This window comes from uncultured Amaricoccus sp. (genome assembly GCF_937891315.1).
In the GTDB taxonomy this organism is placed as follows: Bacteria; Pseudomonadota; Alphaproteobacteria; order Rhodobacterales; family Rhodobacteraceae; genus Amaricoccus.
Genome location: NZ_CALAGI010000067.1, coordinates 25,003 through 48,728 on the forward strand (window position 1 = coordinate 25,003; position 23,726 = coordinate 48,728).

General features: G+C 70.0%; 20 protein-coding genes. 10 read left to right on the forward strand and 10 right to left on the reverse strand.

Translation table 11 applies throughout. The annotated features are described in order from the left end of the window. Positions 1 to 40: 40 nt before the first annotated feature. From Q0480_RS05920 to Q0480_RS05940, 5 genes are all read left to right on the forward strand, one after another. Positions 41 to 1,693: a thiamine pyrophosphate-dependent enzyme gene (locus Q0480_RS05920; RefSeq protein WP_299131461.1), complete on the forward strand. Its 1,653-nt coding sequence runs from the start codon at positions 41 to 43 to the stop codon at positions 1,691 to 1,693. 3 nt (positions 1,694 to 1,696) lie between these two features. After that, on the forward strand, positions 1,697 to 2,461 hold the full coding sequence (locus Q0480_RS05925) for an N-acetyltransferase (protein ID WP_299131462.1): 765 nt from the start codon (positions 1,697 to 1,699) through the stop codon (positions 2,459 to 2,461). A 73-nt stretch (positions 2,462 to 2,534) separates the two neighbouring features. Then, complete coding sequence (locus Q0480_RS05930) at positions 2,535 to 3,722, forward strand: MFS transporter (RefSeq protein ID WP_299131504.1); 1,188 nt, start codon at positions 2,535 to 2,537, stop codon at positions 3,720 to 3,722. A 205-nt stretch (positions 3,723 to 3,927) separates the two neighbouring features. Then, positions 3,928 to 4,980 (forward strand): YcaO-like family protein, encoded by a 1,053-nt coding sequence (locus tag Q0480_RS05935; protein WP_299131463.1) that lies wholly within the window; start codon positions 3,928 to 3,930, stop codon positions 4,978 to 4,980. Next, a complete protein-coding gene (locus Q0480_RS05940) occupies positions 4,977 to 6,944 on the forward strand; it encodes a BTAD domain-containing putative transcriptional regulator (protein ID WP_299131464.1) in 1,968 nt (655 codons plus the stop codon). The genes Q0480_RS05935 and Q0480_RS05940 overlap by 4 nt, the downstream gene beginning before the upstream one ends. 181 nt (positions 6,945 to 7,125) lie before the next feature. On the opposite strand, the gene Q0480_RS05945 is transcribed toward Q0480_RS05940, so the two are convergent. After that, positions 7,126 to 9,069, reverse strand: a complete 1,944-nt coding sequence (locus tag Q0480_RS05945; RefSeq protein ID WP_299131465.1) for a hypothetical protein — start codon at positions 9,067 to 9,069, stop codon at positions 7,126 to 7,128. 234 nt (positions 9,070 to 9,303) lie between these two features. Between Q0480_RS05945 and Q0480_RS05950 the strand changes: the two genes are divergently transcribed. Then, positions 9,304 to 10,335: a LacI family DNA-binding transcriptional regulator gene (locus Q0480_RS05950; RefSeq protein WP_299131466.1), complete on the forward strand. Its 1,032-nt coding sequence runs from the start codon at positions 9,304 to 9,306 to the stop codon at positions 10,333 to 10,335. 122 nt (positions 10,336 to 10,457) lie between these two features. Here the strand turns inward: Q0480_RS05950 and Q0480_RS05955 are convergent, their stop codons facing one another. The 5 genes from Q0480_RS05955 to Q0480_RS05975 all read right to left on the reverse strand — a co-directional run bounded on the left by Q0480_RS05955 (position 10,458) and on the right by Q0480_RS05975 (position 17,392). After that, positions 10,458 to 11,612, reverse strand: coding sequence for a Gfo/Idh/MocA family oxidoreductase (locus tag Q0480_RS05955; protein WP_299131467.1), 1,155 nt, complete (start codon positions 11,610 to 11,612; stop codon positions 10,458 to 10,460). Between the two features lie 12 nt (positions 11,613 to 11,624). Continuing rightward, positions 11,625 to 12,680 carry a sugar phosphate isomerase/epimerase gene (locus Q0480_RS05960; protein WP_299131468.1) on the reverse strand — a complete coding sequence of 352 codons (1,056 nt, stop codon included), beginning with the start codon at positions 12,678 to 12,680 and terminating at the stop codon, positions 11,625 to 11,627. Positions 12,681 to 12,793: 113 nt separating this feature from the next. Then, positions 12,794 to 14,590, reverse strand: a complete 1,797-nt coding sequence (locus tag Q0480_RS05965) for an IlvD/Edd family dehydratase (RefSeq protein WP_299131469.1) — start codon at positions 14,588 to 14,590, stop codon at positions 12,794 to 12,796. A gap of 64 nt (positions 14,591 to 14,654) precedes the next feature. Next, positions 14,655 to 15,107, reverse strand: coding sequence for a Cu(I)-responsive transcriptional regulator (gene cueR / locus Q0480_RS05970; protein WP_299131470.1), 453 nt, complete (start codon positions 15,105 to 15,107; stop codon positions 14,655 to 14,657). After that, on the reverse strand, positions 15,104 to 17,392 hold the full coding sequence (locus tag Q0480_RS05975) for a heavy metal translocating P-type ATPase (RefSeq protein ID WP_299131471.1): 2,289 nt from the start codon (positions 17,390 to 17,392) through the stop codon (positions 15,104 to 15,106). The genes cueR and Q0480_RS05975 overlap by 4 nt, the downstream gene beginning before the upstream one ends. 201 nt (positions 17,393 to 17,593) lie before the next feature. Between Q0480_RS05975 and Q0480_RS05980 the strand changes: the two genes are divergently transcribed. Together Q0480_RS05980 and Q0480_RS05985 are read left to right on the forward strand one after the other, a co-directional pair. After that, positions 17,594 to 17,794 carry a heavy-metal-associated domain-containing protein gene (locus Q0480_RS05980; RefSeq protein ID WP_299131472.1) on the forward strand — a complete coding sequence of 67 codons (201 nt, stop codon included), beginning with the start codon at positions 17,594 to 17,596 and terminating at the stop codon, positions 17,792 to 17,794. Between the two features lie 11 nt (positions 17,795 to 17,805). After that, complete coding sequence (locus tag Q0480_RS05985) at positions 17,806 to 18,165, forward strand: DUF305 domain-containing protein (RefSeq protein WP_299131473.1); 360 nt, start codon at positions 17,806 to 17,808, stop codon at positions 18,163 to 18,165. Between the two features lie 88 nt (positions 18,166 to 18,253). Here the strand turns inward: Q0480_RS05985 and Q0480_RS05990 are convergent, their stop codons facing one another. After that, a complete protein-coding gene (locus Q0480_RS05990; RefSeq protein ID WP_299131474.1) occupies positions 18,254 to 19,531 on the reverse strand; it encodes a hypothetical protein in 1,278 nt (425 codons plus the stop codon). Between the two features lie 168 nt (positions 19,532 to 19,699). On the opposite strand from Q0480_RS05990, the gene Q0480_RS05995 reads away from it, so the two are divergent. Together Q0480_RS05995 and Q0480_RS06000 are read left to right on the forward strand one after the other, a co-directional pair. Beyond that, entirely contained in the window at positions 19,700 to 20,659 is a 960-nt protein-coding gene (locus Q0480_RS05995; protein ID WP_299131475.1) for a fatty acid desaturase, read from the forward strand. Next, the gene (locus tag Q0480_RS06000) at positions 20,659 to 21,471 is read left to right on the forward strand and encodes a PhnD/SsuA/transferrin family substrate-binding protein (protein WP_299131476.1); all 813 of its coding nucleotides are present in this window, start codon (positions 20,659 to 20,661) and stop codon (positions 21,469 to 21,471) included. Before Q0480_RS05995 ends, Q0480_RS06000 begins: the two co-directional genes overlap by 1 nt. A 51-nt stretch (positions 21,472 to 21,522) precedes the next feature. Here Q0480_RS06000 and Q0480_RS06005 read toward each other — a convergent pair whose 3' ends face one another. The 3 genes from Q0480_RS06005 to Q0480_RS06015 all read right to left on the reverse strand — a co-directional run bounded on the left by Q0480_RS06005 (position 21,523) and on the right by Q0480_RS06015 (position 23,664). After that, on the reverse strand, positions 21,523 to 22,320 hold the full coding sequence (locus Q0480_RS06005; RefSeq protein ID WP_299131477.1) for an inositol monophosphatase family protein: 798 nt from the start codon (positions 22,318 to 22,320) through the stop codon (positions 21,523 to 21,525). A gap of 48 nt (positions 22,321 to 22,368) precedes the next feature. Continuing rightward, positions 22,369 to 22,881 carry a Smr/MutS family protein gene (locus Q0480_RS06010; RefSeq protein ID WP_366940824.1) on the reverse strand — a complete coding sequence of 171 codons (513 nt, stop codon included), beginning with the start codon at positions 22,879 to 22,881 and terminating at the stop codon, positions 22,369 to 22,371. A gap of 117 nt (positions 22,882 to 22,998) precedes the next feature. Continuing rightward, positions 22,999 to 23,664 carry a Tim44/TimA family putative adaptor protein gene (locus Q0480_RS06015; RefSeq protein ID WP_299131479.1) on the reverse strand — a complete coding sequence of 222 codons (666 nt, stop codon included), beginning with the start codon at positions 23,662 to 23,664 and terminating at the stop codon, positions 22,999 to 23,001. Positions 23,665 to 23,726 lie beyond the last annotated feature (62 nt).

The window sequence follows — 23,726 nt, forward strand, 5'->3', positions numbered from 1 at the left end:
AAATGTGATTGGTCTTCGACGAAACGGAGGCGGACAGGCGATGACAACCGGCGCGCGTCTTCTGGTCGACTGCCTGCTGGCGCAGGGGGTGACGACGGCGTTCGGCGTGCCGGGCGAGAGCTATCTCGCCGTGCTCGACGCGCTGCTCGACACGCCGATCCGCATGGTGCCGAACCGGCAGGAGGGCGGCGCGGCCTTCATGGCGGCGGCCTGGGGCAAGCTGACCGGCGCGCCCGGCGTCTGCTTTGTCACCCGCGGCCCGGGAGCGACCAACGCGGCGATCGGCGTGCATACCGCGCGGCAGGATTCGGCGCCGATGATCCTGTTCGTCGGCCAGGTTGGCACCGACATGAAGGAGCGCGAGGCGTTCCAGGAGATCGACTATCGCGCCGCCTTCGGGCCGCTGGCCAAATGGGCGACCGAGATCGAGGCGGCGGACCGCGTGCCCGAGATCGTCTCCCGCGCCTTCGCCGCCGCCCGGAGCGGGCGGCCCGGGCCGGTGGTGGTCGCCCTGCCCGAGAATGTGCTGACCGCGCCGACCAACGCCGTCGCCGGACCCGCCGTGCGGATCCCGACGCCCGCGCCCTCGACCGCGGACCTGGCCGAGATCGCGCGGCTGCTGGCCGGTGCGCGGGCGCCGCTGGTGCTGGCGGGCGGCGGCGGCTGGGGCGAGGCGGCGCGCGCGGGGCTGCGCGCCTTCGCGGAGGCGAACCGCCTGCCGGTGCTGACGGCCTTCCGCCGGCAGGATCTGCTGGACAATTCCAGCCCGAGCTACGCCGGCGACGCCGGCCTCGGCAAGACGCCAGCGGTCAGGGCGCTGATGCGCGAGGCCGACCTGATCCTCGCACTTGGACCGCGCTTTGGCGAGATCCTGACCGACGGGTTCGCGCTCTTCCCGGTGCCGCGGATGCCGGCGACACTGGTCCATGCCCATGCTTCGGACACCGAATTGAACCGTGTCCATACCGCCGATCTGCCGATCGTGGCGCATCCCGACGCGCTGATGCCGCTCCTCGCCGGGATCCGGGTCGATGCGAGCGCCTGGGCCGGCCGGACCGAGACCGCGCACGCCGCCTGGGAGACGAGCCTCGCGACCCCGCCACAGCCCGGCGCGCTCGACATGGGGGAGGTCACGCGGCATCTCGACGCGACCCTGCCCGACGATGCGATCCTGACCAACGGCGCCGGCAATTTCGCGATCTGGACCAACAAGCATTTCCCCTTCCGCGGCCGCCGGCGGCTGATCGGACCACAGTCGGGCGCCATGGGCTATGGCGTACCGGCGGCGATCGCCGCGAAGATCGCCTTCCCCGAGCGGATGGTGGTCGCGCTGGCCGGCGACGGCGATTTCCAGATGACGTCGCAGGAACTCGGCACGGCGCTGCAGACCGGCGCCTGGCCGATCGTGCTCATCGTCAACAACGCGAGCTATGGCACGATCCGCATGCATCAGGAGCGGACCTATCCGGGGCGGGTCAGTTTCACCGACATCGTCAACCCGGATTTCGTCGCCCTCGCCCGTGCCTATGGCGCCCATGCCGAGCGGGTGACCCGTACCGCCGATTTTCCCGACGCCTTCGCCCGCGCACAGGCAAGCCGGAGCGGCGCGGTGCTGGAACTGGTGATCGATACCGAGAGCCTGACCCCGCGCCAGACCTTGTCCGCGATGCGCGCCGCCGCCCCGCGGGAGTAGCCCATGCCCGGTTCCGCCACCCCCGGACCGCGACCCGCCGATCCGACGGCGATGTTCGAAGCGCTCGGCGCCTGCTGGCCGGCGGTCGAGATCCAGCGGCTCGGTTGCTGGACCCTGCGCCGCGGCGGGGGCGGCGGCGGCCGCGCCTCGGCGGCGACCCTCGACGGCGCGCTCGTCGATCTGGCCGACGCGTTCGACGCGGCCGAGACGGGAATGCGCGGCATGGGGCAGCCGCCGCGGTTCATGATCCGGCCGGGCGAGGAGACGCTCGACGCCGCCCTCGCGGCGCGCGGCTACGCGGTCGAGGGGCCGAACCTGATCCTCGCCGCGCCGGCGGCGGAGCTTGGCGGGGCCGGGCCGGACTGGGGGACGGTGCGCTGCGCCGCGCCGCTCGCGCGGATGATCGAGCTCTGGCAGGCGAACGGCATCGGCGCCGGCCGGCGCGCGGTGATGGACCGGGCGCCGGCGCCGAAGGTCTGGCTGCTCGTCCGCGACGGCGATCGGCCGGCGGGCTGCGCCTTCGCCGATATCCACGCCGATGCCGGGGGTGCCATCGCGATGGTCCATTCGGTGGTGATCGATCCCACCTCCCGGCGCCGCGGTCTCGGCGCGCGGCTGGTTCGCGCCGCCGGCCGCTGGGCCGCGACCGAGGGCGCCGCGACCCTCGCCCTCGCCGTCGGGCGGGCCAATCTGCCGGCCGTGACGCTCTATCAGCGCCTTGGCATGGCCGAAGCCGGCGCCTACCACTACCGCGTCGCGGCGGAATAGAGCGCGAAAGGCCGGGGGGAAGACGATGTCACGTGCCACGATGGCAGGCCCTGCCGGGCGCGCGGCGGCCAGCATGCGCGCCGGCTTCGCAGCGCTTGTTCTCGGCTATGTGCTCAGCCAGTTCTACCGCGCCTTCCTCGCCGTGCTCGCGCCGACCCTGAAGCGCGAGCTCGGCGCCTCGCCGGAGGATCTGGCCCTCGCCTCCGGTCTCTGGTTCGCGGTCTTCGCGGCGATGCAGATCCCGGTCGGCCTGCTGCTCGACCGGGTCGGGCCGCGGCGAACGGCGGGCTATCTCTTCATCCTCGGCGGCGCCGGCGGGGCGGCGGCCTTCGCCACGGCGACCTCGCCACAAGGGATCGTGCTCGCGATGGCGCTGATCGGCGTCGGCTGCGCGCCCGTGCTGATGGCGGCGCTCTATATCTTCGCACGGGTCTATCCGCCGGCGATGTTCGCCAGCCTCGCCGGGTTGCTCATCGGCATCGGCTCGGCCGGCAATCTCGCCGCCGCGGCGCCGCTGACCTGGGCGGCGGACGCGTTCGGCTGGCGCGCGGCGATCTGGATCGTCGCGGCCGCCACGCTCGTCGTCGGCGCGGCGCTGCTCGCCCTCATCCATGACCCCGGACCCCCGCCGCCGAGCGACGCTGAACAGACCGGGTTCGTAGCGCTGCTGCGCCAGCCGGCGCTCTGGGTGATGGTCCCGCTGATGCTGGTCTGCTACGGGCCGGCGGCGGGCATCCGCGGCCTCTGGGCCGGACCCTATTTCGCCGATGTCTTCGGGCTCGACGATGCGCGGATCGGCGTGCTGACCCTGTGGATGGCGCTCGCCATGGTGCTCGGGAACTTCGCCTATGGCCCGCTCGACCGGCTGCTCGGCACGCGCAAGTGGGTGATCGTGGGTGGCAATCTCGCCGTCGCTTCCTGCCTCGGGCTGCTCGCCCTGTGGCCGGCGGCGAGCCCCGGCCGCTCGGCGCTGCTCCTCGCCGGGGTCGGCTTCTTCGGCGCCTCCTATCCGATGATCATGGCGCATGGGCGCGCCTTCTTTCCGCATCATCTCGCGGGGCGCGGCGTGACCCTGGTCAACCTGATGGGAATTGGCGGCGCCGGCTTGCTGCAGATCGCGAGCGGGCGGCTCTTCGCGGCCGCCGAGGGCCGGCCGGAGGCGGTGCCCGCTTCGGGATACGCGGCGATCTTTCTCTTCTTCGCCGCGCTGGTGCTCGTCGGGTCGGTGATTTACACGCTGAGCCAGGACAGGCTAGACTGAAATCAGACGAGTGCCGGTCGACGCTGTTTCCGGAAGCGGACAAAAGGCCTGTGCTTGATGGTTAATTCACGTTAAGAAGTCCGTGAGCCATCAGGGCAGTTATTCGGACCGCGCAATGACGCTCGAAGCGCCATCCCCTGTCGCATTTCCGCGGAGCGTTCTCCGACTGTGCGAGGCGCTCGGCCCGTCGCGGGAGGCCGCGCTCTTGTTGCCCTCGCTGCGGGCACTCGACTGGGTGATGACCCTGCCGAACGCCGCCGCGCCCGGCTTCGCCTATCTCGGCGGCGCCTGCCGCGGCGTTCCGGTCGGTGGCGGCGGGCGCGACCTGACCGAGGCGGCGGCGCGCCTCGCCGGCGAGGCAGCGGAAGTGCTGGCGCAGGTCACGGAACCCTGTCTCGCCGACGGCCCGGCGGATCCGGCCATTGATCGCATCTGGACGGCCGACGCCGGGAGCTCGGCCCGCGTCGCCGCGGTCAATCTGACCCGCGGCCGTCAGGTCGTGGTGCCGGCATCGGCGATCCATTTCGACACCGGCTTCGACGCGAACCGCGCGGCCGAGGCGCCGCCGCGCAGCCTCGGGCTCGGCGCGGGACCGGATCGCGCGGCGGCGCGGCTCGCCGGACTGCTCGAGCTGATCGAGCGGGACGCGGCCTTCGCCTGGTGGATGGAGGGCCGGCGGCCGAGGGCGCTCGACGCCGTACCGACCGCGCCCGCCGCCGCCGATCTCGCCCGCATGCGCGCCGGCGCGGTCGCGCCCGGCCGGCCGACCACCTTTCTCGATCTGGCCTCGCCGACCGGAATCACCGTCGTCTGCGCGCTGTCGCGCGACCCGGGCGGCAACGGCCTCGCCTTCGGCCTCAAGGCCGGGCTTTGCCCGCGCCTCGCGGTCCAGGGCGCGATGATCGAGCTGCTGCAGATGGAGATGGCGCTGGAACTGGCCCGGCACCGGCTGGCCCAGGGTCGCGACACCGGAAGCGACGAAGGCCCGCTCCGCCGCGCAGCACTCGATCCCGACGCGTTCGACGCCTTCTCGCCGCTGCCGGCCGCGGCCGGCGAGGGTCCGTCGATCGCCGGGCTCGACGATCTGACCGCGCATCTCGCGACACTCGGGCACGAGGTCACGGTCGCCGATCTCGAAGGTCCGGCCGCGGCGCCGCTGCACGTGGCGAAGGTCTTCGTGCCGGGCCTCCGGCCGATGCCGGGCGGCGCGGCGCGGGCGACGCGCGGCGCGCCCGGGACAGAGGCGGACCTGATGTGAACGCCGAGAACCCGCCCCGCGCGATCTTCCTGACCACCGCCGGCACCATGCGACTGCTGGTGGATGGGCGCGAGCTGATGCTTTCCAGCCGCAAATCGCTGGCGATCCTCACCTATCTCACCCTGCAATCCACCCGCTCGGAAAGCCGCGAACGGATCGCCGCCCTGCTCTGGAGCGATTCCGGCGGCGAGCACGGCCGCGCCGCGCTGCGCCAGACGCTGCGCCGGCTGAAGCTCGACCTCGGCCCGGCCGAGGATCTGGTGGAGGCCGACCGCAACAGCCTGCGCCTGACCCGGCCGGTGCGGGTCGATATTCTCGATGCGATCGAGGCGGCCGAAGCCGGTGCCCCACCCACCACGTCGCACGCCGACGGTCCCGACCTCGGGCGGCTGTTCGCCGATCTCGACGATCTCGACCCGGACTTCAACCTGTGGCTCGCGGTGCAGCGCGAGCGGCTGGGATCGCAGCTGCTCGCGCGGCTCGAAGCCGCGCTCATCGCCGCCACCGACGGTGCCCGGCGCCTCGCCTTGGCGGAATCGCTTCTGCGGACCGATCCGACGCACGAGGCCGCCGCCCGCGCCGCGATGCAGGCGCATATGGCCCAGGGCGATACCGCGCAGGCGATGCGCGTCTATGAGCGGCTCTGGCAGGTGCTGGACGAGGAGCTGGATGTCGAGCCCTCGGAACAGACCCAGACGCTCTATGTCGCGATCAAGCAGGGCAATCCGCAGCCCGCGCCGGCGCCGGTCGCGACCGAGGATCTGCTGGCGCCGATCGCCATCGTGGTGGACCGCACCCAGGGGCAGGCGCAACTGCCCGCCGACTACGCCTATTTCGGCTCGATCTTTCGCGACGAGATGATCGCGGCGCTGTCGCGGTTCCGCGACTGGCTGGTCATCGACGGCGAGCATGGCGGGCCGACGCCGCCGACCTATCGCGCCTATTTCCTGCGAATTACCCTGCATGTGCGGGACGACGGCATCGTCGTCGCCATGATGCTGGTCGACCAGAGCGACAGCCGCTGCGTCTGGGCCGAACGCTACACCGCGACGCTCGACGGCATGGCGGTGCTGCACCGCACGGCGCTGCGCAATCTCGCGGTCGCGCTCAATGTGCATCTCTCGGTCGCGCGGTTGCAGAGCACGCGCGAGCTCTCGACGCCGATGGGCCGCAAATACGAGCTCTGGATGCAGGCCCAGGCGCTGATGGGCGAATGGCGGTCGGACGACGAGAACCGGGCCGAGCGCATCCTGCGCGACCTGATCGAGACGACGCCGACCTTCGCACCCGCCATGGTGGCGCTGGCGCAGATCCTGAATTCGGGTCCGATCGTCTTTCCCGGCCGGCTTCGGCGCGCCGAGGTGCTCGAGGAATCGCTGCGACTGACCTCGCGCGCCGTCATGCTCGATCCGCTCGACAGCCGGACGCATCTTTCGCGATCCTGGGCGCATGCGATCTCGCGGGCGCATTCGGCGGCGCTCAGCCATCTCGACCTGGCGCTCGACCTCAACGAGAATGATCCCTGGACCATCGTCTCCGCCGCGCTCGGCTTCGCCTTCGCGGGGGAGTTCGACCAGAGCCGCGGGCTGGTGGCGCAGGCACGGGCCTTCGGCATGCGCTATTCCCGGGCCGCGCAGGGCTATATCGCGGTCGCGCTCTATCTCTGCGGCGAATACGAGGCGGCGGTGGACGCCGCCGAGGTGGCAGGGGACGCGATCATCAACCTGCCGGCCTGGGCCGCCGCCAGCCAGATCGCCTTGGGCGAGCCCGCCGCCGCCGGCCGGTCGATGAAGACCTTCCTCAATCTCGCACGGGGCGACTGGGTCGGCGCGCCGAACCCGCGCGACGAGGATGTGATCGACTGGTTCATGGGCTGCTTCCCGATCCGGGCGGACGACATCCGGGCGGAGTTGCGCAAGCGGCTGAAACAGGCCGTGATCGAGACAAAAAAGGCGGCTGGATAACCAGCCGCCAGTCTTGGTCAGGGAGAAAGCAAACCGGACGCGATCGGTCTGCGTCGGAGCCCGTGGGCGGGACGGTGTCCCCACCTCCGCGGCCTCGAAGGTGGGGTCGGGCGACGGCCGCGCGCGGGAGGGGATACCGGCCCCCCGCGGCGCTCCAGCCTCTGCCCGACCCCGGCTTCGACTAGCGGCACTGGGCGATCGTGTAGTCGCCAACCCTTGCGAGCAGGGTGTCGAGCGGCGACATCACCGGGCCGAAGCCCGGGCGATAGTGATCCGCGTAGAATTGCGGCAAGGGATACTGGCCCGCCGGCGCCTCCGGATCGGACATGCGATCGAGGCTTTCCTCGAGCATTTCCTTCACCGGCAGCCGCAGCACCAGGGTTTCGAGCGTGCTCTGGACAAACTCGACATTTTTGATCCGCTCGGGCACGGTGGCGATGCCCTCCATCTGGTCCTTGAGTTCGGCGACATCGCGCGGCCGGGTCGCCGGATCGACGCTCCATTGTGCGATGAGCCGGCCCATTTCGATGAAATCCGCCACCTCGATGCGGGAGATGAGCTTCGGCGCGGAACTGGACGGAGCATTCGTATCGAACATTCTGGTCTCTCCGGTTCTGGTTTTCGCAGCCGCGGCCGCGGCCGGGGCCTTGGGGTCCTTGGCATGCAGTCTGGCGCCTTCCGCGAACTTGTAGTGCCGCTGCAGAAAGCGGATGAGCTCGGCCATGGTGCTCGGCGCGGGCCCCTGGAAGAGCTGTGCGCGCGCCTCCTCGACGGCGGGATCGTCGCGCCTGTCGGGCAGCGCGGCGGACAAGGTCTCGCCCATGATGATCGAGCCGAGCGCGCCGAGCGTCTTGCCGTCGGTATCCGCGTCCGCCTCGATCATCAGGAACAGCGTCAGCGGCGGATTCCGGGCCATCGCCTCGGCGATGCCTTCGTCGAGCTTCGCCTCGCGCAGCGCCTCGGTCAGCCAGCCGCGCAGCACGCCGGTCCATCGGTCCTCGTCCCCGGCGAAGCAGCCGGCGAACGCGCCGGGATGCCGCTCGGCGGCCCGGGCGATCAGCGTCTTCACCGAGCAGAGATCCCCTCGCGAGCAGGCGAGCAGGTCGCGCAGCACGATGCTGTCGCCCGGCGGATCGCCCGCCGCGAGCCCCGCGCCGGTGGCGATCGGCCGCGCCACGTGCGGACCGAGGGCGCGCGCGAACTGCGGCGCGTCCGGCCCGATGGCGAAGAAGCGCGAGAAATCGACCAGCCAGTCCTCGGTCAGCGGCATGTAGCTCGGGCGGCCCGAAGAGGTGTGGCGGAGGATGTCGCGCAGACCCGTCACTGGCCGGAGGTCGTTCAGCTGGTAGATCTCGCGGATCAGGCCGTGGCCCAGCCGGCCGACGCCCGCCATGAACTCGCGCGGCGCCCGGCGCCGACGCAAGCCGGGGCCGCCCGCGTCGACGAAGCGCGCGCGAAGGTCCGGTTTCAGCCAGACGCCGAGCACGTCGTTGCGGACCGCGTCGCGATAGATGCCGCGGGTGATCTCGCGGGCCATCTCGAATGCCTGACGCGCGCCCATCATCTCGACCAGCGAGCCGGCGAAGGCGTTGTGTGCCAGTGCCCAGACGGTCTGCATCTGCGCGAGGAGCGCGTTGTTGTCCGAGAAGCTGTTCGGGACCAGCACCTCGCTCTTGGTATCGACGCCCTTGGCATCGAGATGCGGGCAGGATTCGCGCGGCAGGTCGCGCGCCGCGCCCCAGGCCGGCGAGGTCGCGGTCGGGCGGGTCCGGCCGAGGCGCAGCAGGTAGCGCGTACCGCCCGGCTCGGTCGGCACCTGATAGCAGAAGGCGTCGTGACGCGGCCCGTCGCCATAGATGAGCGCGAGGTCGAGCAGGCTTTCCTCGGCGGTGCCCTCGCGGGTCAGGAAATCGAGGTCATGCACCGCGAACTGGGTGAGATAGGTCGTGCCGGACGGGATCTCGGACAGTTTGTGCGGAGCGTGCTTGTCGCCGATCTTCTTCGCGATCGCCTTCAGGATCGCCAGCCCCTCGGCGGCTTCGGGATCGCCGATCATGACGAACCGCTCGCCCTTTGCCGGCGAATCGAAAATGTCCCTTTGATCGGTCGTCGCTGGCTGCGTCATCGATTTTCCCCCGGCCCTGCGCTTGTCGTCAAGAAATCACGCCCTGCGTTACGCTTGCGTGACAGAATGATCGCACGACGGATAGCGCGTCCGGCGACTCACCGCCGGTGACTGATGAGCGGTTGACTGAAGCGGACAGATGATTCCGCTATGCGATTAGTTTGGATTGCCAAGACGCCGCGAATGCCGCATAGCAAGACAAAAGGCGTAGACCGGCGTTCTAGGGAGGAAGGCATGGGAATCCGTCTGCTCGCACGGGAACTGAATCTGTCGATCGGCACGGTGTCGCGGGCGCTCAACAATCGCCCCGATGTCAATGACGACACCCGCGCGCGGGTAAAGGAAGCGGCGCGGCGCACGGGCTACGTGCCCGACCAGTCGGGCCGCAGCCTGCGCAAGGGTCGCACCGGTATCGTCGCAGTGGTGATTCCAACCGCCGGAGCCGGCGCGCAGACCGACGGCGGCCTTTTCGCCTTGCTCGAAGGCTGCCGACGCGGGCTGCGCGAGGTCGAACTCGATCTCGTCGTGCTGTTCAGCGGTCCCGACGAAGACGCGCTCGAATGTCTGCGGCGCATCGTGTCGCGGCGCATCGCCGACGCGGTGATCATCAATCACACCACGGCCTGCGATCCGCGGCTCGCCTATCTGCGCGCGAGCGGCGTCGAGCATGTCTCGCTCGGGCGCAGCGCCGGCTGCGCCCCCGAGAGTTGGGTCGATTTCGATTTCGAGTTCGCGGCGGCTGAATCCGCCCGTCTCTTCCTCCGCGCCGGACATCGCCGCTTCGCGCTGGCGCTGAGCGAGCCGCGGATGAACTACGAGGATCTGCTGGTCGAGGCCTTCCGGGGCGAACTGGCGCGGCAAGGGGTTCCGACGGAGGCGGCGGTGGTGCTGCGCACGCTCGGCGCCCGGTTGACCGCCGAGGGGCGCGCGGCCTTCACCGACGCCGCGGCGCCGACGGCGGTTCTCGCCGGGCATGAGGGCATCGCCGCCGGGCTCTATGGCGACCTCGCGGAACTCGGCTTGCGGGTGGGCCGCGACGTGGCGCTGGTCAGCACCTCGCCGATCGTCGACAACCGGATGTTGTCACCGCGGCTGACGCATTTCGACACCGATCTCGACGCCGCGGGGGCCGCGCTCGCCGAACGGCTGATCGCAGTGCTGCCCGAACGGGGAGTCCCGCGCCGGACCCCGCCCCCGGCCCTGATCCCGCTGCGTCTGGTGACACAGGCCAGCCATTTCGCAACGGCCGCCGTCGCGCCGGTCTAGAGCAATATCCAACCGGACGGAATCGTTCGGTGTTTAAGATATTGCGAAAACTCAAAACTCTGGAGCGGCTCGGCCGGATCGGACTTCGCTTCAGGCGGCGCGATCACGGCCCTGACCTCGCGTCACAGCCGGACCCAGGCGCTGTTCCTGGCGGAGGACCGGACGCAGGCCTCGACGAAAGCGACGCCGGCGACGCCATCCTCGATCGTGGGATAGGTCACGTCGGCCGGGATCGGCGCCCCCGCGCGGCGGGCGAGGATCGCGCGCGCGGCCTCGGCATAGATATTGGCAAAACCTTCGAGATAGCCCTCGGGATGGCCGCCCGGCGTCCGGCTGACCCGCGCCGCCTCCGGCCCGGCCCCGGCGCCGCCGCGGGTGAGCAGCCGCTTCGGCTCACCGAGCGGCGTGTACCAGAGGTAGTTCGGATCCTCCTGCGCCCATTCAAGGCCGCCCTTCTCGCCATAGACCCGCAAGCGCAACGCGTTCTCGCAGCCGGGCGCCACCTGGCTGCACCAGAGCATGCCGCGCGCCCCACCCTCGAACCGCAGCAGAACATGGCCGTTGTCGTCGAGCTTGCGCCCCGGCACGAAGGCCTGGAGATCGGCGGCGAGCGCATCGAGCGTCAGGCCGGTGACGAAACTCACGAGATTGAAGGCATGGGTGCCGATATCGCCGGTCGAGCCGCCGGCCCCGGACCGGGCGGGATCCGTGCGCCAGCCCGCCTGCTTCTGGCCGCTTTCCTCCAGCGCGGTCGCCAGCCAGTCCTGGGCATATTCCACCTGCGCCACGCGGACCGGTCCGAGCAATCCCTCGGCCACCATCGCCCGCGCCTGACGGATCATCGGATAGCCGGTGTAATTGTGGGTGAGGATGAAGAGCGCGTCCGACGCCGCCGCGACCTTGGCGAGCTTCTTCGCCTCGGCAAGCGTCCCGGTCAGGGGCTTGTCGCAGATCACATGGATGCCGCGCTTCAGAAATTCGCGCGCGGCCGGGGCGTGCATGTGGTTCGGAGTGACGATCGCCACCGCCTCGATGCCGTTCCGGCGCCGCGCTTCGCGCTGGGCCATGGCGACGAAATCGTCATAGACGCGGTCGTCGGCAAGGCCGAGCACGCGCCCCGACTCCCGCGCCCGTTCCGGCGTCGAGGAGAGAGCGCCGGCCACCAGTTCGTATTGGTCGTCGATGCGCGCCGCGATCCGGTGGACGGCGCCGATGAAGGCGTCCTTGCCGCCACCCACCATGCCGAGGCGGATGCGCGGCGGTTTCTGGTCCGTCATTCTCGTTCTCCCTCAGCTCAGGCCGAGCATGCGCCGGTTCGCCGCCTCGTCCGCGCCGCCGGCGGCGAAATCGTCGAAGGCCTTCTCGGTGACGCGGATGATGTGCTGGCGCACGAAGTCCGAGCCTTCGCGCGCGCCATCCTCGGGATGCTTCAGCGCGCATTCCCATTCGACCACCGCCCATCCCTTGAAGCCGTGGGCGGTCAGTTTCGAGAAGACGGCGCCGAAATCGACCTGCCCGTCGCCGGGGCTGCGGAACCGCCCGGCCCGGTTCACCCAGCCGGCATAACCGGAATAGACACCCTGCCGCCCGGTCGGATTGAACTCCGCGTCCTTCACATGGAACATGCGGATCCGCTCGTGATAGATGTCGATATTGTCGAGATAGTCGAGGCACTGCAGGACGTAATGCGACGGGTCGTAAAGCATGTTCGCGCGGGCGTGGCCGCCGACCCGGTCGAGGAACATCTCGTAGGTCGTCCCGTCGAACAGATCCTCGCCCGGGTGGATCTCGTAGCAGACATCGACGCCCATCTCCTCGGCATGGTCGAGGATCGGCGCCCAGCGTCGGGCGAGCTCGTCGAACGCCGCCTCGACCAGGCCCGCCGGCCGCTGCGGCCAGGGATAGGCATAGGGCCAGGCGAGCGAGCCGGAAAAGGTCGCCATCGCGCTCAGCCCCATGTTGCGCGAGGCGGTCAGCGCGGCCTTCACCTGCTCGACCGCCCAGGCCTGCCGCGCCTTGGGATTGCCTCGCACGTCGGGCGCGGCGAAGCCGTCGAACGCCTCGTCATAGGCCGGGTGCACCGCGACGAGCTGGCCTTGAAGATGGGTCGCAAGCTCCGTCACCTCGACGCCGTTCGCCGCCGCGACGCCCTTGAACTCGTCGCAATAGGTCTTGGACGCCGCCGCCTTGCCGAGGTCGATCAGCTGGCCCGCCCAGGCCGGCACCTGCACCCCGACATAGCCCTGATCGGCGGCCCATCTGGTGATCGCGTCCCAGCTGTTGAACGGCGGGACGTCGCCCGCGAACTGCCCAAGGAACAGGGCGGGACCCTTGATGGTCTGCATTTGGACGTCTTCCTCCCGGGTGTTTTCCCCAAGTTGTCGGACATCCGCGGTCAGCGCGCAAGTCTGGTCCTACCAGATTCGCGAAAATTCCGGCCGACCGACCGCCGGCAAAACTAGTGGTTGTCGCGGGGGATACCCTTGGTCTGGGCGAGGCGCTGGTATTTCACCGCCGGTTCCAGCACGGCGCCGGTTTCGAGCTCGCCGACAAGGCCGCGCTGGATTTCCTGCCACGGGGTCTGGTGCGCGGGATAGCGATAGCCGCCTTCCGCCCCGAGCGCCGCGCGTCGGCGCACCAGCTCCACCTCGTCAACCAGCAGGTCGAGCCGCCCGGCCTTCAGGTCCAGCAAGACCCGATCGCCGGTATGGATGAGCGCGAGCCCGCCGCCGGACGCCGCCTCCGGGCTGGCGTTCAGGATCGAGGGACTGCCGGATGTACCGGACTGCCGCCCGTCGCCGACGCAGACGAGGCTCGCCACGCCCCGACGCAGCAGATAGTCGGGCGCGCGCATGTTCACCACCTCGGCCGCGCCGGGATAGCCCTTCGGCCCCGCGCCGCGCATGAAAAGCAGGCAGTTCTCGTCAATGGCGAGCGCCGGATCGTCGATCCGCGCGTGATAGTCCTCGGGCCCGTCGAACACCACCGCGCGGCCTTCGAACCGCCCCGGATGGTCGGGATGACTGAGATAGCGGTCGCGGAATTCCGGGCTGATGACGCTCATCTTCATCACGGCGGAATGGAACACGTTGCCGGTCAGAACGCGAAAGCCCGCGTGCTCCTTCAGCGGCCGATCGAAGGGGCGGATGACGTTCTCGTCGAGAGTCACCGCCCCGCGATAGACCTCGCCGACGGTCTTGCCGCTGACCGTCATCACGCTCTCGTCGATCAGCCCCTGGCCGATCAGCTGGCCGAAGACCGCCGGCACACCGCCCGCGTGATAATAGTCCTCGCCGAGATACTCGCCGGCCGGCTGCAGATTGACGAGCAGCGGGATCTCCTCGCCATAGGTCTGCCAGTCCTCGATGCTGAGCTCCACGCCCAGGTGGCGAGCAATAGCGTTGAGATGGATCGGCGCGTTCGACGAGCCGCCGATCGCGGAATTGACGCGGATCGCGTTGATGAAGGCCGCGCGGGTCATGATGTCGGACGGCTTCAGATCCTCGCGCACCATCTCCACCGCGCGCATGCCGGTGCGCCATGCCATCTCGCCGCGGTCCCGGTACGGGGCGGGGATCGCGGCGCCGCCGGGCAATTGCATGCCCAGCGCCTCGGCCAGCGAATTCATCGTCGTCGCCGTGCCCATGGTGTTGCAATAGCCGGTCGAGGGCGCGGAGGAGGCGACGAGGTCGAGAAAGCCGGCATAATCGATCTCGCCCTTGGCCATCAGCTCGCGCGCCTTCCAGACGATGGTGCCCGAGCCGGTGCGCTCGCCGCGGAACCAACCGTTCAGCATCGGCCCGACGCTGAGCGCGATCGCCGGGATGTTCACCGTCGCCGCCGCCATCAAGAGCGCGGGCGTGGTCTTGTCGCAGCCGATGGTCAGCACCACGCCGTCGATCGGATAGCCGTAGAGCACCTCGACGAGGCCGAGATAGGTGAGGTTGCGGTCGAGCCCGGCGGTCGGCCGCTTGCCGGTTTCCTGAATCGGGTGGACGGGGAATTCCATGGCGATGCCGCCGGCGTCGCGGATGCCGTCCCGCACGCGTTTCGCCAGCTCGATATGGTGGCGGTTGCAGGGTGAGAGGTCGGACCCGGTCTGGGCGATGCCGATGATCGGCTTGCCCGATTGCAGTTCCTCGCGGCTGAGGCCGTAGTTGAGATAGCGCTCCAGATAGAGCGCGGTCATGTCCGGGTTTCCCGGATTGTCGAACCAGGCGCGAGAACGCAGAGGCACGGCGGGCTGGTCGGTCACGGGGTCTTCCTCCTCGGTCATTGCGAGAGGTATGCGGCCCCGCGACCCGGCTTTGCAACCATGCTCAGCGAACAAGGCCGGCGGCGTTCGGTTCCGGGAGTTTTCCCGCCGTGACCTGGCGCTCCATCTCGACGCCGGCGAGATCCTCGAGGATCGGACAGTCGGGCCGGGCGTCGCCGTGGCAGGAGCGCGCGAGATGCTCGAGCGTGCGCGCCATCGCGGCCAGTTCCTCGGCACGGCTTCGAAGCTCGAGGATATGATCCTCGGCGATCGCCTTGACCTCGGCGCTGGCCCGGCCCTGGTTCCGCCAGAGATCGACCAGCCGCTCGATCCGGGCCATCGAGAAGCCGAGCCTGCGGGCGCGATGGATGAAGGAAAGCGTGCTCACATCGCGTGGGCCATAGACGCGGTAGCCGTTTTCGCCCCGCGCGGCGGCGGGGATGAGCCCGACGCTCTCGTAGTAGCGGATCATCTTCGCCGACACGCCCGAGGCGGCGGCGGCCTCGCCGATATTCATGCCAGTGCCTCCTCGGCTTCGGGCATCGGCGCGGCGGCGGCGGACCGATAGCGCCGCAGCCGCAGCGCGTTGCCGACCACGCAGACGCTCGACAGCGCCATGGCCGCGGCGGCGAGGACCGGCGACATCAGCACGCCGAACGCGGGATAAAGTACGCCGGCCGCCACCGGGATCAGCCCGACATTGTAGGCGAAGGCCCAGAACAGGTTCTGCCGGATATTCTTCATGGTCGCCCGGCTGATGCCGATCGCCGCCTCGACGTTGCGCGGATCGCCCGAGATCAGCACCACGTCCGCCGCCTCGATGGCGATATCCGTGCCGGTGCCGATGGCGATGCCGACATCGGCCTCGGCCAGCGCCGGCGCGTCGTTTATCCCGTCGCCGACGAAGGCGACGCGGGCGCCGCCCGCGCGCAGGTCGCGCACCGCCGCCACCTTGTCGGCGGGCAGCACCTCGGCCACCACCTGGTCGATGCCCAGTTCCCCCGCGATCGCCCGCGCGGCGCGCGCATTGTCGCCGGTCACCATCGCGACGCCGAGGCCGAGGTCGCGCAGCGCGGCGATCGCCGCCGGCGCGGTCCGCTTGATCCGGTCCGCGGCGGCCAGCACCGCCGCCGGCCGGCCATCCACCGCCGCGTAGATCGGCGTTCGACCCAGCGCCGCCAACCGGTTCGCCGTATCGCCGAAGGTGCCGAGATCCACGCCCAGCGCCCGCATGTAGCGGTCGGCCCCGACGGCCACCCGGCGGCCCGCAGCGGTGGCGATCACGCCCATGCCCGGCTCGGCGCGGAAATCCACCACCTCGGGCAGGGCGAGGTCCCCGGCTTTCGCCGCCGTGACGATCGCCTCGGCCAGGGGATGCTCAGAACGCGCCTCCACCGCGGCGATCAGGCCGAGCACTTCGGCCCGATCGAAGCCGGGGGCGAGCGCGAGGTCGGTCAACACCGGCCGGCCCTCGGTCAGGGTTCCGGTCTTGTCGAAGGCGACGACCGACACGCCGCTCAATCCCTGCAGCGCGGCGCCGCGCCGAAAGAGGGCGCCGAGTTCCGCCGCCCGGCCGGAGCCGACGAGGATCGAGACCGGTGTCGCAAGGCCCATGGCGCAGGGGCAGGCGACGATCAGCACCGCGACCGCGTTGACGATGGCAAGCGCGGGGCTTGGGCCGAAGGCGAGCCAGATGAGGAACGTCGCCACCGCCGCCGCCATCACCGCCGGCACGAACCACAGGGTCACCCGGTCGACCAGAGCCTGGATCGGCAGCTTGTCGGCCTGCGCCTCCTCGACCATGCGCACGATCTGGGCGAGCAGGGTTTCCGACCCGACCCGCGTCGCGCGATAGGTGAAGCTGCCCGAACGGTTGATCGTGCCGCCGATCACCTCGGCGCCCGCGCCCTTTTCGACGGGAACCGGTTCACCCGTGATCATCGCCTCGTCGACCCAGGAGCCGCCGTCGAGCACGACGCCATCGACCGGCACCTTCTCGCCGGGCCGCACACGCAGCACGTCGCCGACGGCCAGCGACTCGACCGGCACATCGGTTTCGGCGCCGTCGCGCAGCAACCGCGCGGTCCGTGCGTTCAGCCCGAGCAGGCGGGTGATCGCCGCGCTGGCCCGACCCCGCGCCCGCGTCTCGAGATAGCGGCCGAGCAGGATCAGCGTCACGATCACCGCCGCGGCTTCGAAATACACATGGTCCGCGCCGGCGGGCAGGGTTCCGGGCAGGAAGGTCGCGACGGTGGAATAGGCCCAGGCCGCGCCGGCGCCGAGCATCACCAGCGAATTCATGTCCGGCGCCCCGCGGCGCAGCGCGGGCCAGCCCTTGGCGAAGAAGCCGCGGCCCGGTCCGAACAGAACCGCGCTCGCCAGCGCGAACTGGAAGACGCGGAGCGGTGTCTCGCCGAAGGTCATCAGCAGTCGATGATGCAGGGCCGGAACGATATGCCCCCCCATCTCGACGACAAGGAGCGGCGACGTCAGCGCCGCCGCGAGGATCAGCGCCCGCCATCGTTCGCCGCCGGCCGCCGCATCGGCGGAATCGGGCGGTTGGATCGCGTCGGCGACGACCGGCGTCGCGTCGTAGCCCGCGGCGGCGACGGCTTCGGTCAGCGCCTGCGTTCCGGTGCCCGCCGCGGCCAGCGTCACCCGCGCCCGACCGGTGGCGAGGTTCACCTGCGCCTCCCCGACGCCCGGTACCGCGCGCAGCGCGCGTTCGACCCGCCCGACGCAGGAGGCGCAGGTCATTCCCTCGATCCGGAGGTCGACTGACGGCGATTTGATGTTGCTCATGACATGGCTCCTAGCAGGGGTGCCTCTGTCATATGGGGCCTCCCATGATGGGAAGGTCAAGACCGCGGGACGCGAAAAATCCGCTTGACCTTCCCATCTGGGCAGCTCGCAGGCAGGACCGGTCAGCGGGCGCGATGTCATGCGTCCACCATGTAGCCGCGCGCGCGGCTTTCCCCCGGCGCGCCTGGAAGGAGAAGACGAATGCTAACCCTGAAGGTCGAAGGCATGACCTGCGCGCATTGCGAGGCGGCGGTGCGCAAGGCGTTGACCGGCGTCGATCCCGCCGCGACGGTCGCGGTCGATCTCCGCGCCGGTCGGGTCACCGTCGAAAGCGCGACGGAAGCCGCGCGCCTTCTCGCCGCCGTCGAAGCCGCCGGCTATCCAGCCGCCAAGATCGCGTGAGGAGAGGAAGAATGCGCAGAATCGCCTGTCTTGTCCTGCTCCTGTCGTTTGTCGCCGGCGCGGCCTCGGCCGACGGCATGACCATGGATCATTCCGCCGATTCGACAGCCGGCAACGCGCCCTCGACCGCGGCCTTCGAGGCGGCCAACGCAACGATGCACGAAGCGATGGCCATCGACTTCACCGGCGAGCCGGATGTCGATTTCGTGCGCGGGATGATCGGCCATCACAAGGGAGCCATCGAAATGGCCAAGGCCGAGCTCCAGTACGGCACCGACCCCGAGATCCGCGCCCTCGCGGAAGGGATCATCGCCGCCCAGACCGCCGAGATCGCGAAGATGGAAACCTGGCTGGCCCAGCAAGAGCATTGAGGAGCGCCGCGCCGGCTCGTCCGCTCTAGAGTCTTGATTTAGCGCAATATCTTAGCCACCAGACGATTCCGTCTGGTTGGATATTGCTCTAGCGCGGCGCGTAGAGCGGCATCGCGTCGAGGCGGCGGTTGATCTCGGCGATTTCGGCGGCGTAGGCGGGGCTGTCCACGTCGCCGAAACGCTCGATGAACTCCGCCTCCGTCAGCCCGCTCGGCAGGTCGTCGAGGGATGGCATGAGGTCCGCCTCGGTGCCGATCCCGGCCAGAAGCGCGGGCCAGTCCCCGGCCGGCGTTTCGATCAGGGCTTGTGCGAAACGCGCGCCGGCGAGATCGGCCGCCATGTCGTCGAAGCTGAAGCCGCTGCCGCCCGCGTTGCTGTCCAGCAGCTCCTTCAGTTCGCCCATGCCGAAGGCGATGGTGCCGGTACGGGCGGCGTAGATCCCGGCTGAGACGATGAAATGCCGCTTCAGATCATCCCGCCCGCCGAGCGTCGTGCCATCGCAATTGTTGCGCTTGCCGCGCATCCCCGGGCCGAGGCTGGCACCGACCGCCGGACCGAAGGCATCCTCGCCGCAATAGAGTGTCAGGGCGAGCAGCGCCGCCTTCAGCTCCTCGGGATCATCTCCCTTCGCCGCGCCGGCGACGTGGCGCAGATAGGGCAGCACCGATCCGCCGCGCGGCAGGCGCCGCTCGTCCCCGGCGCGGTCGATGGCGCGCAGATGGGCGTGGATCCGGTCGGCGTCGGTGCCGCCGGCGAAGGCGCGCACCTGGTTCTTCACCTGGCGATAGACCGCCGCGCGGTCCGCCTCGTCCAGGGCGAAGGCGACCGAGATCTCGCCGTCGCCGATCCGCACCCGCTTGACCGCGTCGATCAGCTGCCCGCCAAGGCCCGCGCCGAGATAGGCGTCGAGCGCCAGTCGCAGGGCCGGCACCACGACCGCCGGCGGGATCGGCAGATGGCCGATCCGGGCCGATACAACCCGCGGGCCGTCGTCCGAGCTGGCGAGGCGGAGATCGAGGTTCGCCCACAGCGTTTCCGGCCAGAGCGCCGCCGAAAGTTCCAGCGTCAGTTGATCGCCGGCGATCGACCCCGCGCCGCCGAGACCGGGGCTGACCCGACTGAGCGAGGCGAGGACGGCGTTGATCTCCGCGAGGCTGACCGTGACGTCGCCCCGCGTCGCGCCGCGCCCGACGACGCCGCGGAACGTTCGCGCCACATCGCGGGCGCGCGCGGCGGCGGTGGCGTCGGGCGGCGCCGAGAGCACGACCGAGGGCCGCGTCTGCACGGCGAGCCCGCCGGCGACCGGGATGAGGACCAACGCTGCGATCAGAAGGACCGTGACGGCGCGCCGAAGGAACCGAAGCATGAAATGAGTACCGTAGGTTGGGCCCCCCGGCCGTAGCCGGGCCACGCGACCGCCGCAAGCGCCGCGCCATCACAATACGTGCGATGGCCCCGGCCGGCGCGAACGCCCGATTGCGGCGCGACGAATGACGCGATACTGTTGTGACAGTCTCGTATTGGAACAGTGGAAATGAGTTCGGGTAACCCGCCCCGCCGCCGCGAACGCACCCGCTTCGAATGGCCCACGTTTCTCTTGCTGTTTTTCACCTATAGTGTCTGGGCGACGGTAACAATCTTCTACGCGGCGATCGATCCCTGGCTGGCGCTGCCAATCCTCGCCGTGGTCCTGGCATTCCATTCTTCGCTCCAGCATGAGATCATTCACGGGCATCCATTCCGGGACCAGCGCCTGAACGACGCGCTGGTGTTTCCGGCGATCGGGCTGCTCATCCCCTACGAACGCTTCCGGACGACCCATCTCGCGCATCATTTCGATCCGCTGCTGACCGATCCCTATGACGATCCGGAATCGAACTATCTCGATCCGGCGGTCTGGAACCGGCTGCGACGGCCGACGCGGGCGATTCTCGCGCTGAACAACACGCTGATCGGCCGCGTCACCATCGGCGCCGTGCTCGGCACCGTCTGGTTCTGGGGCAAGGACATCGTCGCGATGCGCAAGGGCGACCGCGAAGTGGCGCGGGCCTATCTGCTGCACGCACTCGGCGCGGTTCCGGTGCTGGCCTGGCTGGCGCTCCTCGGGACGATCCCGTTCTGGGCCTATCTCATCTGCTGCTGGCTCGCATTGTCGCTGCTCAGGATCCGCACCTTCCTCGAGCATCGCGCGCATGAGCGGCACGGGGCGCGGAGCGTCATCATCGAGGATCGGGGGCCGCTCGCCCTCCTGTTTCTCAACAACAATTTCCACGCCGTGCACCACGCGCATCCAAGGCTCGCCTGGTATCAGCTGCCAGCGGAATATGCCCGGCGGCGGGAGGAATTCCTGCGGCGCAACGATCACTATGTCTATCGCTCCTACATCGAGGTGCTGGGGCGCTATCTCTTCCATCGCAAGGACCCGGTGGCGCATCCGATCTGGACCCCGCCGGAGGGGCACAAGTCGGAGGGGCATGGGCCGGCGGGGCGGTGATGATCGCCCTTCTTTCGATGTACGACTGGCCCGAGGTCGCCGCGGAGACCGACGCGGCATGGGTGGCGATCCGCGACGGATTGCGGGCCGAGGGCGTCGCCGCGCCGGAGACGCTGACCCGCGACGCCGATCTCTGGGCGGCGTGGCGGGATCCGGCGCTGGTCTTCGGCCAGACCTGCGGGTTGCCCCTGGTGCGCGGCTTGACCGAGGTCGAGGTGATCGGCGCGATCGACTATGGTCTTCCCGGCTGCCCGCCCGGCTTCTATCGCAGCGCCCTGGTCACTCGCGCCGATGATCCGCGCGAGACCTTGTCCGCGTTTCGCGGTGCCCGCGCGGCGGTGAACGGCCGGGACTCCCAGTCGGGCTATGGCGCGCTGCTGGCAGCGGTCGCGCCCTACGCCGAAGCGGCCGGCTTTTTCGGCGCGGCGCGGGTGACTGGATCGCACCGCGCCTCGGTGATCGCGGTCGCGGCCGGCGAGGCCGATATCGCCGCGATCGACTGCGTCTCCTGGCGCCTCGCCGAGCGGTTCGAACCAACGGCCGGCGCGCTGCGCGTGTCGGGGCTGACCGAGCCGACACCCGGCTTGCCACTGATCGCCGCCGCCGGGACCGACGTCGCGCGGCATCGCGCGGTGGCCGCCGCCGTGCTTCCGACACTCGCCCACGGAACCGCGGGCCTTCGGGGCTTCGCGCCGCTGACCCGGAGCGACTACGCGATGATTGCCACCCGCTTCGCCGCCGCCGAGGCGCGGGTCGCGATCCAGAGCGGAGTCCGACCCGGCAGAGCCGGCTCGTTCGTTCCAGAGTCTTGATTTAACGCAATATCTTGGCCACCAGACGAGTCCGTCTGGTTGGAGATTGCTCTAGCCCTCGTCGTCCCGCATGATGCGCAGCAGGTCCAGCCAGGCGTCGGGCGCGGTGGCGAGGACCTTGTCGGGCTGGCGGAAGTCCCCATCGGGGCGGAAGGGCGCGGTTCGTCCGCCCGCCTCGCGCACGATGAGCAGCCCGGCGAGGCAGTCCCAGGCCATCATGTGGTCCGACAGGCAGCCCGCCATCCGACCCGCCGCGACATAGGCGAGCATCAGCGCGCCCGAGCCGTTGTTGAAGAACACGCCGCCTCCGGCCACGATCTCGCGGGCCATGCGCGCCGCGCGGACCGGATTGGTGTGCTGGCTGCAGCCGAGCGCCGTCACCGCGTTCCGGACACCGACACCGGGCGGAAGGCTCAGCGGCGCGCGGTTCAGCATCGCGCCGTCGCCGCGCATCGCGGCGAATTCCTCGCCATGGGTTGGCACCGAGATCACGCCGGCCACCGTCTCGGACCGGCGCAGCACGGCGATCGCCACGCACCAGTTCGGCATGCCGTGCAGATAGGGCGAGGTGCCGTCGATCGGATCGATCACCCAGGTAAAGCCGGTCGTGCCCTCGGTCCGGCCGTATTCCTCGCCGATGAAACCGTCGCCGGGAAAGTTCGCCGCGATCTCGGCCCGGATCTGGCGCTCCACCGCGCGATCGGCTTCCGAGACGATGTCCTGGGCGCTGACCTTCGATTCGATCGCCAGGGTCTCGCGGCTGCGCCAATAGACCAGAGCCAGCGCGCCCGCGCGTCCGGCGATGTCCTGCGCCTGAGCGTAGCGCTCCAGGATTTCGGGATCGAGCATGGCGCCTCCTCGGGGTTCCGCCGCAGCTTCGCCATCACGCTCGCGACGTCAACCCCCGCGCCGGCGCCGCAGATAGACATAGTAAGCGCCGCCGCCGCCATGCTTCTGATGCGCGCTCGCGACCTGCAGCACGGCACCGGCCAGCGGCGGCGCCGCCAGCCAGTGCGGCAGGCTGTGGCGGAGGATGCCGTGGCGGCGCGGCTGGATCGCGTCTTCGTCCGCGCGGCCCTTGCCGGTAATGACCAGCACCAGCCGCAGCCCGCTGGCATGCGCCGACTGGATGAAGCCGATCAGCCGCGCATGTGCGTGTTCCGAGGTCATGCCGTGCAGATCGAGCCTCGCCTCCGGCTCCATGCGCCCGCGGCGCAGGCTGTCGAACCGCCGCCGGTCCATATGCGGATGCGCCCTTTCGAGCAGAACCCGCGGGTCCGGAACGAGATCACAGGTGACGCGCGGCGGCTCGGGGAGCCGGGGGGCGACGGGACGGTTCGCGGCGGTGGGTCTGGCGATCGCCGGCACCGGCGGACCCGCCGCGGGCACTTCGTCCAGCTCGGCCGCCACCGGCGCGTCGGGGGGACGAAGCGGCGTTGTACGGGCTGCGACCTGATTCCAGAGCGCGCGTTCCTCGGGGGAGAGACCGCGCCGCCTTCGTCCGGCCATGGGCCGGAACCGGCCGGATCAGCCGCCGGTCCCGGTCAGTTGCCAGTTCGGATTGTCCGAGGTCATCGTCCGGGTAAAGGTCCAGACATCACGTTGCTGCTTCAGCTCGGTCGGTGAGCCTTCGACGATCCGGCCCTCGGCGTCGCGCACCACCGAAGTAAGCTCGCCGAGGAAGCGCATGGTGACATCGGCCTCGCTCGTCGCCGGATCGAACCGCGCCTCGATCAGCTTCACCTCGCGGACGCCGGCGAAGCTCGCCTCGACCTTGTAGCCCTTCTGGTCGCGCGCGGTGATCGCGGCGGCGAAGGACTCGAAAACGTCCGGCGACAGGAACTGGCGCAGGGTATCGAGATCGCCGGTCTCGTAGGCCATCACGATCATTTCATAGGCCTGCCGCGCGCCATGGCTGAATTCCGCGACGCCGAACCGCCGGTCCGCCCGCTTCATCGCCGACAGCGCCTTGCCCGTTTCGCTCTCGGGATCGGCGAAATCGGCGATGTCGAGATCGGGACCGCCGCCGTCGATCACCTCGAAGGACCGGTCGCCGCGGCGCGGCGCGACTGTGCCGGGAACTTCCGTCGGTTTCTCATAGCCTTCGCGGGTCCCGAGCACATTCCGCAGGCGCAGGATCAGGAACAGCGCGATGCCCGCCAAGACAATGATCTGGATCATCTGCGAGCCCATCGGCCAACCTTTCACTTTCGCGCCCCGGAGCGATGGCGCGGCGGGGGTGATGCACTTATGTA

Excerpts from the sequence above, each read along its gene's own strand:
- Q0480_RS06005 (WP_299131477.1), bottom strand. The coding sequence starts at position 22,320 with ATGCTCGATCCCGAAATCCTGGAGCGCTACGCTCAGGCGCAGGACATC.
- Q0480_RS05955 (WP_299131467.1), bottom strand. The coding sequence starts at position 11,612 with ATGACGGACCAGAAACCGCCGCGCATCCGCCTCGGCATGGTGGGTGGC.
- Q0480_RS05945 (WP_299131465.1), bottom strand. The coding sequence starts at position 9,069 with ATGACGCAGCCAGCGACGACCGATCAAAGGGACATTTTCGATTCGCCG.
- Q0480_RS05985 (WP_299131473.1), top strand. The coding sequence starts at position 17,806 with ATGCGCAGAATCGCCTGTCTTGTCCTGCTCCTGTCGTTTGTCGCCGGC.
- Q0480_RS05950 (WP_299131466.1), top strand. The coding sequence starts at position 9,304 with ATGGGAATCCGTCTGCTCGCACGGGAACTGAATCTGTCGATCGGCACG.
- Q0480_RS06000 (WP_299131476.1), top strand. The coding sequence starts at position 20,659 with ATGATCGCCCTTCTTTCGATGTACGACTGGCCCGAGGTCGCCGCGGAG.
- Q0480_RS05990 (WP_299131474.1), bottom strand. The coding sequence starts at position 19,531 with ATGCTTCGGTTCCTTCGGCGCGCCGTCACGGTCCTTCTGATCGCAGCG.
- Q0480_RS05995 (WP_299131475.1), top strand. The coding sequence starts at position 19,700 with ATGAGTTCGGGTAACCCGCCCCGCCGCCGCGAACGCACCCGCTTCGAA.
- Q0480_RS05975 (WP_299131471.1), bottom strand. The coding sequence starts at position 17,392 with ATGAGCAACATCAAATCGCCGTCAGTCGACCTCCGGATCGAGGGAATG.
- cueR (WP_299131470.1), bottom strand. The coding sequence starts at position 15,107 with ATGAATATCGGCGAGGCCGCCGCCGCCTCGGGCGTGTCGGCGAAGATG.
- Q0480_RS05980 (WP_299131472.1), top strand. The coding sequence starts at position 17,594 with ATGCTAACCCTGAAGGTCGAAGGCATGACCTGCGCGCATTGCGAGGCG.
- Q0480_RS06015 (WP_299131479.1), bottom strand. The coding sequence starts at position 23,664 with ATGGGCTCGCAGATGATCCAGATCATTGTCTTGGCGGGCATCGCGCTG.
- Q0480_RS05960 (WP_299131468.1), bottom strand. The coding sequence starts at position 12,680 with ATGCAGACCATCAAGGGTCCCGCCCTGTTCCTTGGGCAGTTCGCGGGC.
- Q0480_RS05920 (WP_299131461.1), top strand. The coding sequence starts at position 41 with ATGACAACCGGCGCGCGTCTTCTGGTCGACTGCCTGCTGGCGCAGGGG.
- Q0480_RS05930 (WP_299131504.1), top strand. The coding sequence starts at position 2,535 with ATGCGCGCCGGCTTCGCAGCGCTTGTTCTCGGCTATGTGCTCAGCCAG.
- Q0480_RS05925 (WP_299131462.1), top strand. The coding sequence starts at position 1,697 with ATGCCCGGTTCCGCCACCCCCGGACCGCGACCCGCCGATCCGACGGCG.